This window comes from Psychrobacter sp. AOP30-A2-5, assembly GCF_052378115.1.
In the GTDB taxonomy this organism is placed as follows: Bacteria; Pseudomonadota; Gammaproteobacteria; order Pseudomonadales; family Moraxellaceae; genus Psychrobacter.
The window spans coordinates 1-11747 of the sequence record NZ_JBQSXK010000017.1; the positions used below are offsets into that span (position 1 = coordinate 1).

Genomic DNA, 11747 nt, shown 5'->3' on the forward strand with positions numbered 1-11747 from the left:
CTAATAAGCGCATAGATACGCTGGTTGAGCCAACTGTTTTCGATATCATTTGGCGCAATTGGACGTTCTGATCCATAGTAAAAAGTCTTAATACGATCAGGATCAATATTATATGTCATGGTCATATAATTTTTAACTCCTTCCACGCGGTATCTTGATAATGTTTGATTTGCATTATTGTCTTCACGTTTGGATATATGCCCTTCAATATGCATAACAGCGTCCAAATGAACTTGCATTTTTTTGCCTGCGTTATCTAGCTGTTCATAATACTCACTTTTTATCTCACTGCTATTTTCATCATAATAGGCTCTAGCTTCCATCATAAATTCATTTTCACCAAAAAGTAAGGAATCTGGACACCCTCTTTCATCTATCACTACGTTAAAAGGTGTACCTGGACATTCATCTATATCATCGAGTACGCCATCGCCATCTGAATCAATCTCTGCTTGCATCGTCCTGATATTTTCATCTTTAGGTAGCTTTTTAGACGGCGCAGCTGTAGTGGTTTGGCAGCCAGCTAAAGCAATAGATGCTATTAATAATAAAACGCTATAAAGTCCCATCAGTAGCCTTCCTCTATACAATTAAATACTACTTTAGCATTCGTAAAAAATTAATTAAGAAAAGTATAACCTAAGCCATCTCTAGATTTTTTTCCACCTGACACGCCTTATCATGCCACTGGATAAACTCATCAATATGAGAAGGTGCTCCACTGCCACTTTCCCTAGCAACCTCTTTACCAACCATACTTTCGACATAATGGCATGCTCGATAGTTTTTGGCATACTTATCATAATCAGCCATCCATTGTTTGCGCGCTTTTAACTCATGTTGACGTTGCTCAATGCTACTATCTATATCTGTGTTCTCGGAGCCAAACCAAAAGTCCTTAGCAGGGATATCTTTAGCCAACTTCTTATTTTCAACTTCACTCATACGCCACGGCTTGGCAGTAATCCGCGCTCGAAAGCACTGTTGCACCTGACACAGACGGACATAATTGGTATCCGCATGGAAATATGCAAACCAACCTTCTACCACGTTATCACTTGGCGATACAACATCGTGAGTCGCAATAATACGAAAGCCTGCAGGTGTTTGATATAAACGAAAGCATTCGGTAGGATGATTAGCAATACGTTTTTTGATCAAATCCGTCATATAGGGCAGTAACGAGGCGGCGTCATCGGCATATTTTTGCGCGCGGGCCTTGTCTTTAACACTGGCTTGTTGCCACAAATAGACGGTCGCACCAAACATAACGACTAACAGCCATAACCATGACAACCCCAACCAAGCGATAATACTGGCGATGAGTATAAAAACAATAACAAAAGCCCAAACTTTTATTTTGGTTGTTGGATTGCTTTGATTAATGAGAAAGGCAGGCATAAAGCCATGATGGTTATAATCATCAGGATAGTTATGACGCAATAAATCATCATTATCAACATCAATAATGGCGATATTATCGACGTTAGCGACTTGTGCGCCATAGCTGTTGCGCGTGACAATGAGCTTCGTTACTGCTGCACTATTATTAGATAATTCATTTTTTGGAAAATCATGCTCATAAATAATCTCTTCACGAATAGGAATGCTATTGCCTTCGTTATACTCTTCCCTGCGCTCACGGCGTAAGATATCTTCACCTGCCAGCCAGCGATGATGCGCCTCATTGACTCGCAATTTAGCATGGGATAGCGCTTCCATTTGGCTGATATCTGACCAACCGTAACGTTTTATAGTGGCTTGCTTGGAAGGTTTACTAGACGTTTCTAGCGATTCAAAGCGCTGTTTGTGTTGCGCCCAGTATTTAGGGATGAGCATGAAGTTTACCTTCGAGTAGTTATTTTTATTTTATGGTTATTTATTAATAAATGACAAAAACTAAAACTCGATACACCTGTTTGAGCCTAGGTCATTTTGATGATAATTAGCTTTGTAGTTTTTTAAATCAGTTACTAAGCTATAAACTCTACGATTCATAGATCTGCCTTCCTCGGTATCAGAAGGTGCAATAGAACCTTTAATACCGCAATCGAGAGTAGTCAGACGACTAGACTCGATTTTGTGATTTAAAACTAGGTAGTTTTTAACAATGAGTGCTCTATTCTTAGCTAGTGAGTTTGATTGCAACATTGAGGTAGAAGCTTTATTGACCTCATCCTTCGAGACATGAGCTTCAATTTTCATAGTAGCCGTATCATAGTTATTCATTTGTTCTGCTACTCTATCAAGCTCATCATGATACTGTGGCAGTAATTCACTGCTGTCCTTGGTAAAAAAAGCACGATACTCCATCATTGGAGGCATACCAATAAGACTTGTAATCTCAGGACAACCTCTTTCGTCCACTACCACGTTCTCTGTCGTATTTGGGCATTGATCTAAATCATCAGGCACGCCGTCGCCGTCGCTATCTAAATTAATCAGAATAATTGGCAAATTAATAGTTTGAGCTTTTTGGTTAGACAAGTCATGTGTTTGACATGCGGATAGCGTTAAGACGCTGATTAAAACAACAAGTATACTTCTCAATAGCGTATTCATAAATTATTTCTTCTAAAGCTGCTGACAGACTTCTTTATAATGCTTCAAAGAATGCTGCTCATCAGGGTAATTCCTAGAATATGCTTTATCAGCTTCTATTACCGCCCCAAAAACTCTTTGATTCAACAATGACATTTCAGCAGCATGCTTTTCAGTTTCAATATTAGCACCTTCATTATTAACACCAAGCTGAATTTTATCCCTGCAATCAAACGCCAAAATTTTATCAGCAACAATCCCTTGCTCTACTAAATAATCTTTGACTAATTTCACGCGATTACTCGCTAAGCGTCTATTATTAGGCGTGGCGTTAGTGGCTTGACGGTTTTCAGCTTCAGCTTTGGAGATATGCCCTGATAAAATGGTAACTAAGTCAGGATTGTTACGCGTTTTTTCAGCGACCTTTTGTACTTCAGTTAAATAAGCTTCGTTGGTTAGGGTAATACTATCTGAGGTGAAATAGACTCGAATATCCATTACTAGTGACCCAATCAAATTGACCGCCACTGGACAACCATAGGGATCAACCTTGACCCCTTCAGCAGTGTTAGGACAGTTATCAATTTCATCGGGCACGCCGTCATTGTCTGTATCTGCAAGTGGTTCTATCAATACTTTAGGTGTGTTGTCTGCCTTTTTATCTATTGTATTATTTTTAGGTGTAGATTGGCAGGAGGCTAAAATAAAACTAGCTATTACGACAGCTATCGCCATCCATGACTGAGTCTTCATACGCCATCCTTAGTTTAGTTAATAACTTCATTCAAACCTCTAAACCCCACTCGCCTGTTTAGCAAACAAACGCATCAATGGCTTGATTTTGCCAACGCGATACATACCTTCATTACGAATTTGTTGAATAGGACGCATCTGTGCAAGTGACCCTGCAAATAGCCAGTTAAGCGCCGAGAAGCTGTGCATCATTAGACTGTTATGCGGACGGCGCAAACGCTCGTAGCTACGCAACGTTTGATTGCTGCCCCAGCTGGTTCCACCACTACGTTCAAAATCATGTGCCAATTGCTCGCTTAAAGTCTGTACATCGAGCATGCCCAGATTCAACCCTTGACCCGCTAACGGATGGACGCCATGCGCTGCATCACCGATCAAGACTAGGTTGTCCGCGACGTAGCTTTTCGCTTGTTGCGCGGTCAGTGGAAAGCTAGCGATTGACTCAATCTGAGTGATAGCACCTAACTCATAGTTACTGGCAGCAGCCAATTTATCAGCAATGACGCGCGCGTCCTCCTCTATCAACGCCAATGCTTGATTGCGCGGCAATGTCCATACGATCGACTGCCAATGTTGTGGGTTGGCTTTATCCTCATCGGTAATATCCGCTAACGGCAATAGTGCCAGCGTACCTGTGGGCAGCATTGCTTGGCGCGCAGTCGCTTGATGCGGTTTTTCGGTGTGAATCGCACAGCAAATAGCGGTTTGATTATAATCAAGTGTATCTAGCCCAATCGCCGCTTGCTGGCGCACAAATGAGCCACGACCATCAGCACCAACCAGCAGCATCGCATCGATAGCAGTCTGATTGTCTAACGTCACACGGTAGCCTTGATCTGCACCTAACCAATCCATGTTTGTGACTTTTTGCCCCGCGATAATGGTTAGATAGTCACTGACATCATCTTCATACAGGCGTTGCCACAATGCATGTTCAATGACGGCAGGCTCGACCATGCTACCGAGCATTTTCGGTAAATGACTGTTAGGATAATTATCAGCACTGTCACCAAATAATAGCTCGCCCATGCCATTCAGTTGCCATACCTGCATTTGTGAGTAGTCCGCTTTACGCTCAGAGGCAGCAATCTTTTGCCATGCGCCCACGTCTTTAAGTAAGTTAATACTGGCAAGACTCAAGGCATAAACGCGCGCATCCCGCTTGCCAAGCACCTGTTGCCATTCTGAGTCATCACGTGCAGGGCGAGCATCAATTAACGTCACGGGCATTTTTGCTTGCGCCAACTGTAAAGCAAGCGTTGCCCCAACAATACCGCTACCGATAATCAGCGTATGATTATTCTTCATAAGTTATTCCTATAGTTAAGTGCAATCGTATAGAACATTGGTCTAGACCGTTAATATACCGTGATATGGCAAACTAGGACTTTAATCCCATCGCGTAGTTAGCGACTAGTGGCTTAATATTTGGCAGTTTATCAAAGGCAACCAAGGCCACATTCCTTGCCAACTTGATGGCTGGATTAGGATGGGTAAAACCATGTACCACGGCATCACAGAAGCGAATGACGCGTTTTTGATCGCTTAGACGCGCTGTCTCATAGCGTTTTAACAGTTGCGTATCGCCGATGTCTTCGCCCTTTAGCACTTGCGCGCTCATCATTTGTGCCAGCACATGGGCATCGCGCATACAGAGGTTAAAACCTTGTCCTGCAACAGGGTGCAAAGTGTGGGCGGCATTACCCATGATGACACAGCGACCCTCGACTTGCTTGTCTGCCAGCACGCGTGTCAGTGGATAAGCGCCGCGGCGACCAGCAGCGACAAACGTGCCCGCACGCTCACCAAAGGCTTGCTGCAATGTCGCTAAGAAATGCGCATCGTCTGCTAAGTATTTATTTTCTTCCCCTTTTGGGCAGACCCAAACCACCGAGCGTCTATAGCCTGTCTGATAGTCATCATTGCCGTCACCTTCTGGATCGGTCAATGGCAACACCGCCAGTGGCCCTGCTGGACTAAAACGCTCTATCGCCACATGTTCGTGTGGCTTGTCCGTTTCTACCACACCGACGATAGCGGTTTGCTGATAATCAAAAGTCGTCGTGCCAATATTTAATAATTGGCGTACCGTCGAATCGCGACCATCACAGGCGACCAAAACGCTGGCTTGCAATTGCTGCTCATGCTCCTCTTGACCATAATAGTTAAAGCTGAGTGTCACCCCATCCGCTTGTTGGGTCACGGCGCTGACATTGGCATTATCGATCAAAGTGATTAATGGCTCTTGCTGCGCGGCTACTAAAAGCTTACGTCCGAGCCACGCATTTTCCATCACTTGTCCAAATGACTCGACCCGCTCTTCAGCTTTGTTTAATTGTGCACGCCCAAAGCTGCCTTGCTCACTAATTTGCACCGCATCGATACGACAAGCATGACTTTGCAACTCATCCCATAACCCAATCTCTTGATAAATCTGTACCGTACGACGTGACAGTGCTGTATTGCGGCTGTCTAAATAATGGCTGCTATTGCTGTCATCATTTGGACTGATGGTTGGATAGCTATTTTTTTCTAATAACGTGCTAGCAATACCGTGATGCGCTAGTAACAGTGCAAATGACAATCCCACATGACCACCGCCAGCGATGAGGACTTGCTGTTCAGTAGCTGCCTTTTTATGTTCAAACTTTTTTTTAGCATTCGATAAATTCACATCACTATTTTGCATTATTATTCCTAATTTTCATGTCTATTTTACGCTGTTGGGCGCACGCACTATAAGCGATGAATAATCGCTAGAATTATCTTAATTTTATAGGGAATAGTTAACATTCACACATCGGCATAGCCTTAGTCGAATACGTAATATGCCCTAACCTTCGTCAGCTTTCATCATTTTATTCATCTTTTAAACCTCGCGACGAAGTACTATGACATCCCCCATAGATTACCACAAATCACTCATCACTCTGTCGCCTTAACAGTAGCCAAAACGTATAACAGAAACGCTTGATTTCGTCACGCTCTAAACGTTATTTGCAATACTGTAACCCGCTCAAAAGTAGACATAAAAATATCAATGTCGAAAAGCGGTTGCAATCGTCGTACAAAAACAGTGTCATCTGTTCGACGTATGGCTTGAAATTTAAAATCTATCGACCATAATAAAGGCAAGACCGTTACTTATCATCACTCCTAAAACGAATAATAATTCTACCGTCATTTCTATCTCTATAACGTAAAGCCAAGACCATAACGACCGACCATTTTATCTCTTAAACCCGCAATGCCATCAAAACCAAATCATAGCGTTGGGGTACATAATAAAAGGATAATCGCTTGACTGATTCCATGAGCCGCCGTATAAAGTTTGAATCATTGACACCCGCACAGCTCAAAACCGTGCTTGGTGAATACAACAACCACATGAAATATATCCAACAACGCCTCGATATCAAAATCATGCAGCGTCAAGGTGACTTCTGCTTGAGTGGCGACATATCGAATGTCGAGCGCGGTGAACGTATTATTTATAAACTGGTAGACGAGGCACAGAATACCAAGGACATTAGCGCAGCGGAGCTACATCTTATTATCCAATCCAGCATTTCTCGTGATGAAGATATGGAAGCGGATGAGCAAGAAGCCAAGGATAATGCAGACGCTGAGGCGGACTTAGAATCAGCTCACGAGTTTACGCCAGTTAGCTTACGCACGCGTAAAGGTCGTATCATTCCTCGCGGTGGCAATCAGCAGACCTACGTCCAAAACGTACTGAACTCTGATGTCTCATTCGGTATTGGCCCTGCTGGTACGGGTAAGACCTATTTAGCCGTGGCTTGCGCCGTGGATATGCTTGAGCGTAATGAGATTGAGCGGATTTTATTGGTGCGTCCGGCGGTAGAAGCTGGTGAAAAACTGGGCTTTCTGCCAGGTGACTTGACGCAAAAAATCGATCCCTACTTGCGTCCATTATATGATGCGCTATATGAGATGATCGGCGTTGAAAAAGTGGGCAAGCTGATTGAAAAACAAGTCATCGAAATCGCACCCCTTGCCTATATGCGCGGTCGTACGTTAAACAACTCGTTTGTCATCTTAGATGAAGCGCAAAACACCACGCCTGAACAGATGAAAATGTTTTTGACCCGTTTGGGTTTCGGTTCACGAGCAGTAATTACAGGTGATATTACACAGGTCGATTTGCCACGTGGTCATAAGTCAGGCTTAGCGCAAGCAATGGAAATCTTAAGTGGTATTGAAGAAATTCATATCACCAAGTTTGATTCAAAAGATGTGGTACGTCATCAATTGGTACAGAAAATTGTAGAAGCCTACGATGTTTATGATGAAGAACAAGTAGCGTTAGAAGAAAAGCGTAAGTTTGAGCGCAGAAAAGAGCAAGAGCGTAAACAAGTTATTGCTAATGCTGCAGCCAAGCTATAAACGGTCTAGCCTGCTACTTAATTTTATAAAAATGCAAAGCCGGATTACTATCAGTAATCCGGTTTTTTACGACGAGAGCTTTTTAGATTTAGTCATAAGTTCTATCAGATGATAAAGCACACCATCTTACAATAAAGTAAAAGGATAATGGCATGAGCCAAGAGAAGGGTAACAACAGCTTTGACAACCATGATACAAATGAGCGTGCTGGCAATGATGCCAGTTTGGCAGCACTTGATATCAGTGCCACCAGTAGTATTGATGATGACATACTAGACACTTTTTATGATCGTAAGCACTTACAGTCTGTGATGATGGCAGCGTTGGATTATATCGATGGGCGCATTAAAGAAGGTCTAACGCTACCCTATTTTGTAGATATCGACCCTGAGCTATGGCAAGAGAAATCTAAAGTATTAGACATATACATTACCGATGAAATTGAGGGTCAGGCTTTAAATCTGGAAGCACGCGGTAAGGATTATGCGACCAATATTTTATCTTATCCAAGTGATCTGCCAGCCGCAATTATTGAGCTGATGCCAACGCTACCCCTCGGTGAGCTGGTCATCTGTCATGGCGTCATAGTACGTGAGGCCGCAGAGCAAGAAAAAACAACCGCACAGCACATTAGCCATTTACTGATACATGGTGTGCTGCACTTATTGGGTTTTGATCATGAGCTTGGACAAGCCGAGCAAGATGAGATGGAACGGTTTGAAATTGAGATTTTAGCAGGTCTCAGCCTTCCAAACCCTTATACTTAGTTCGAATTCTTAGCGACTAGTCTTTGGTCATCGGTAGCTTTTGTGCTTGACTCATCTGATTAATCATTTGATCTAATCCTTTGACATGGACATTACGCTGCGGGAATGGAATGTCGATTTTTTCATCATCTAAGGCGTATTTGAATTGCTCCAGCAAATCACACTGCATCGTCCACCAGTCAGCATTGGTTGTCCAAATATTTAGTGTCAAGTCTACTGAGTTATCACCCAAATTGGTGACACGTACGATAGGTTCAGGGTCAGTAAAGGCCAACGGATTATTTTTTGCCAAATTTAGCATCACGTTTTTGGCAGTTTTGATATCGGCATCATAGCCAATACCGACCGTGATATCGACACGGCGGTTGGGTAGCGCCGTATAGTTCGTCACAGCTGAAGTCGTAATATCACTATTTGGGATAATGATATCGTGATTGTTTATCGTCGTCAGGTGGGTATTGACCAAAGTGATTTCTGTTACAGTCCCTGTGTAGCTGCTGATTTGCACATAATCGCCGCGCACAAAGGGGCGAAACGTCACAATCATGATGCCAGCGGCAAAGTTAGACAACTGATCTTTTAGTGACAGACCAATGGCGACTGCGGCACCGCCCAATATAGCGACGACTGAGGTGGTCTGTACGCCAACCTTACTCAAGGCAGCTAATGCAACCACGACCAGTAGCACCCCGTAGATTAGACGACCTAAAAAGTTCGCAACAGTGTCATCTAAGCGACTACGCAACATCATTTTGTGAGCAACGGTGACTGCCTTTTTGGCAAGCCAGCGACCTACGACGAATATTAATATCGCTAGCGCAACTTTAATGACCAAGCTTAATGCGTTACTGGTTAAGTTGGCAACATCTATTGTAAAACCTAAAAATTCCATACTGACTCTTTATTTTATAGCGGTGTGTGGTATTCGTTTGTTATAAATATTGGTATCTTATCTGTTTGCAGCGTAGCTAATGCTCATCATCTACATATTGAATTCACTCTAATAAGTAACATCCACTTTATCGCTGTAACGATAGGTACGTATCAAACGCAGCTCAACAATATCTTCCATGTCTTTAGTGAATTTACCAAAGGGCGCTGCTTGGCGTACCGATTGTTTTGCTGCTTCATCTAGTAATGTGGAGTTGGAGCTTTCAAGCAGACGTATGGCTTTAATATTACCATCACTACTGATGATGACCATAAGGCGCACTTCGCCCGTGATACCTTGTGCCCGTGCCTGCATGGGATAATGCAAATTCCCAATGCGTTCGACATGCTCACGGAAGGTATTAATATAATCGGCCGCGGCACCACGCGTCGTCGAGTTGCTATCGACCGTCACTACTTTTGATTTGGTTGCATAAACTTGCTGACGTTGAGACAGCTGTGTCTCTAAAATAGCAATTTGTTTGCGCAGACGCTCTTCTTGCGCCATCATATCATCTTGTGCTTGCTTGCTATCATTATCAGACTCCACGCTCGCTTGACGCCAGCTTAAGGTGGTACGCAGATAGCTTTCTTGATAATGCTGCTGGCGGACTTGACGCTGCAGGCTAATCACATCTTGCGTCTCACTTATTTGCTCAGCAGACAATGGGCTGATTTGGTCGTTCTCTTGTCTTAATTGCTCCTCCACTGTGCCGCCACCTTCTTGGGAGGCATTAGCAATAAAGTGAGCGTCTTCATTTGGCTGCATATTGTCGGTTAGCGCTTTTGCCACATCTTGCATCATTGCCGCAGGATCTTTGCCCATCGAAAAGCCAATACCAAAAATAATAATGGCGTGTACGGCCACAGCGATAACGATGGCCACTGGTAAACTAACATCCCGCTTAGGTGCTTGCGCGGAAAAATGATAGCTTTGTGAATCTTTGATATAGGCCACAATAGGTCTCAGCTTATGAATATGAGCTTATAAATACAAGACAGCAAGTAATAAGCGTTATGATAATGGGCAGGATTTATACTGGCGCTATCATAACATGACATAGAATTCTGTCGCTAGCACAACCGTTGCCGACTCATTTTAATCCGCTCACACAGTATTTGTCTCCTTTGGTCAATTTATTGACGAGCGGAACCAGCAAAAATGATATAACACCAATGCGGTTATGTCATCGCTAGACCGTATTTTGAACATATAAGCATTGCCAATTAAATGATTTGCGACAAAACCCATGTGTCCATTTTGAAGCCATCATATTTGTTATATACTGTTTTATAATTTTTGTGTCATTAGGGCGGGTTAAACAGGCGTAAATAGACAGGGCAGATTATTGCTGATTTGGCAAAAACGCATACAATGACCACTCGCCAGCTTTCATTAAAGAACAGTCTGTCATTTTTTAATCAGTCGCTCTTTATGCCATTGAGTCAGCTACCTCCCCTATAATTATAAGGATAATAAGTTTGAGTGATTTTGATAACAGGGATAATTCAGACAATTTTGATGAATTTTTTGAAAATATGGGCTATCGTTTCGACGAATCATTTAGCGATGGTTGGGAGCGCCTTACCCAATCAATCAAACAGATATATCATAGAACGACTGATAAATTCGAAGATGAGTTGTCGCTGCCAGTGGCACAGATTTATGTCAATGATGCGCTGCAGAAGTTCGTCACTGATAATGTAAAAGCCATCTTAGAGCTGCGTGTTGAGATGCATGATGACTGGTTCCGCTTATACTGTACGGTCGATGCTGGTGGCATTTATGCAGAGGTGGCGAGTAATTTTAGTTTGATTCATGTACAGCTCGATCGTAACGTCCAGCGATTTGTCTTTGGTCAACAGACTTATACTGATGTGCTAAATCTACGTTGTGAGTCGTTTATTAAGCGCCAAGGTATCAAACTGTTTATTTGGTTTTATCACACTATTCTGAAAAAAGACCCTTTAGGCTTTATTCTCTCCTATATCAATATCGCCCGTGCAAAGGACGAGGTTATCTACCTTGATATCAATCGCTGGTTAAAAAAGAACAAAAAAATCATGAGCACTTTGCATAAAGTTCAAGTCAACTATGGCGAACTTGAAGAAGAGCAAATGATTTTGAAAACTCAAATCAATTATCGTGATTTATTGGCTGCCAGCAGTAACGAAGATATCATCGGCGATGATGATGAGCCTGAGCTGATGCAAGGCCCTATTAACCCAATAGATGATGCGACCGAACCGAGTCAGGTATAAATCCCTCAGTATAAAAATGACGTTTTTTAGTTAGCAAAAAAGCGCTGACACTTAGAGACTATTGTTGTCTTTTAGCGTCAGCGCTTT

The 11747-nt window shown here is 42.8% G+C and carries 11 protein-coding genes; 3 read left to right on the forward strand and 8 right to left on the reverse strand.

Annotated elements, in window-relative coordinates:
* From ACT3S4_RS11315 to ACT3S4_RS11340, 6 genes are all read right to left on the reverse strand, one after another.
* Positions 1-569: OmpA family protein (locus ACT3S4_RS11315; RefSeq protein WP_444761085.1), on the reverse strand; the 569-nt coding region annotated here is incomplete at its 3' end.
* Between the two features lie 70 nt (positions 570-639).
* The gene (locus ACT3S4_RS11320) at positions 640-1839 is read right to left on the reverse strand and encodes a hypothetical protein (RefSeq protein ID WP_444761086.1); all 1200 of its coding nucleotides are present in this window, start codon (positions 1837-1839) and stop codon (positions 640-642) included.
* A 60-nt stretch (positions 1840-1899) separates the two neighbouring features.
* A complete protein-coding gene (locus tag ACT3S4_RS11325; protein WP_444761087.1) occupies positions 1900-2562 on the reverse strand; it encodes an OmpA family protein in 663 nt (220 codons plus the stop codon).
* A 12-nt stretch (positions 2563-2574) separates the two neighbouring features.
* Positions 2575-3294, reverse strand: a complete 720-nt coding sequence (locus ACT3S4_RS11330; protein ID WP_201559960.1) for an OmpA family protein — start codon at positions 3292-3294, stop codon at positions 2575-2577.
* A gap of 39 nt (positions 3295-3333) precedes the next feature.
* Positions 3334-4602 (reverse strand): FAD-dependent monooxygenase, encoded by a 1269-nt coding sequence (locus ACT3S4_RS11335; RefSeq protein WP_444761088.1) that lies wholly within the window; start codon positions 4600-4602, stop codon positions 3334-3336.
* Between the two features lie 73 nt (positions 4603-4675).
* A complete protein-coding gene (locus tag ACT3S4_RS11340) occupies positions 4676-5983 on the reverse strand; it encodes an FAD-dependent monooxygenase (protein ID WP_444761089.1) in 1308 nt (435 codons plus the stop codon).
* A gap of 623 nt (positions 5984-6606) precedes the next feature.
* Here ACT3S4_RS11340 and ACT3S4_RS11345 point away from each other — a divergent pair.
* Both ACT3S4_RS11345 and ybeY read left to right on the forward strand, forming a co-directional pair.
* On the forward strand, positions 6607-7701 hold the full coding sequence (locus ACT3S4_RS11345; RefSeq protein ID WP_045451672.1) for a PhoH family protein: 1095 nt from the start codon (positions 6607-6609) through the stop codon (positions 7699-7701).
* A 152-nt stretch (positions 7702-7853) separates the two neighbouring features.
* Positions 7854-8468 (forward strand): rRNA maturation RNase YbeY, encoded by a 615-nt coding sequence (ybeY, locus tag ACT3S4_RS11350; RefSeq protein ID WP_250163834.1) that lies wholly within the window; start codon positions 7854-7856, stop codon positions 8466-8468.
* 16 nt (positions 8469-8484) lie between these two features.
* On the opposite strand, the gene ACT3S4_RS11355 is transcribed toward ybeY, so the two are convergent.
* Positions 8485-9360: a mechanosensitive ion channel family protein gene (locus ACT3S4_RS11355; protein WP_045451667.1), complete on the reverse strand. Its 876-nt coding sequence runs from the start codon at positions 9358-9360 to the stop codon at positions 8485-8487.
* Between the two features lie 108 nt (positions 9361-9468).
* Positions 9469-10356 (reverse strand): energy transducer TonB, encoded by an 888-nt coding sequence (locus ACT3S4_RS11360; RefSeq protein ID WP_444761090.1) that lies wholly within the window; start codon positions 10354-10356, stop codon positions 9469-9471.
* 524 nt (positions 10357-10880) lie between these two features.
* On the opposite strand from ACT3S4_RS11360, the gene ACT3S4_RS11365 reads away from it, so the two are divergent.
* Positions 10881-11660, forward strand: a complete 780-nt coding sequence (locus tag ACT3S4_RS11365) for a hypothetical protein (RefSeq protein WP_045451664.1) — start codon at positions 10881-10883, stop codon at positions 11658-11660.
* Positions 11661-11747: the final 87 nt, after the last annotated feature.

Excerpts from the sequence above, each read along its gene's own strand:
- ACT3S4_RS11320 (WP_444761086.1), bottom strand. The coding sequence starts at position 1,839 with ATGCTCATCCCTAAATACTGGGCGCAACACAAACAGCGCTTTGAATCG.
- ACT3S4_RS11325 (WP_444761087.1), bottom strand. The coding sequence starts at position 2,562 with ATGAATACGCTATTGAGAAGTATACTTGTTGTTTTAATCAGCGTCTTA.
- ACT3S4_RS11330 (WP_201559960.1), bottom strand. The coding sequence starts at position 3,294 with ATGAAGACTCAGTCATGGATGGCGATAGCTGTCGTAATAGCTAGTTTT.
- ACT3S4_RS11335 (WP_444761088.1), bottom strand. The coding sequence starts at position 4,602 with ATGAAGAATAATCATACGCTGATTATCGGTAGCGGTATTGTTGGGGCA.
- ACT3S4_RS11340 (WP_444761089.1), bottom strand. The coding sequence starts at position 5,983 with ATGCAAAATAGTGATGTGAATTTATCGAATGCTAAAAAAAAGTTTGAA.
- ACT3S4_RS11345 (WP_045451672.1), top strand. The coding sequence starts at position 6,607 with ATGAGCCGCCGTATAAAGTTTGAATCATTGACACCCGCACAGCTCAAA.
- ybeY (WP_250163834.1), top strand. The coding sequence starts at position 7,854 with ATGAGCCAAGAGAAGGGTAACAACAGCTTTGACAACCATGATACAAAT.
- ACT3S4_RS11355 (WP_045451667.1), bottom strand. The coding sequence starts at position 9,360 with ATGGAATTTTTAGGTTTTACAATAGATGTTGCCAACTTAACCAGTAAC.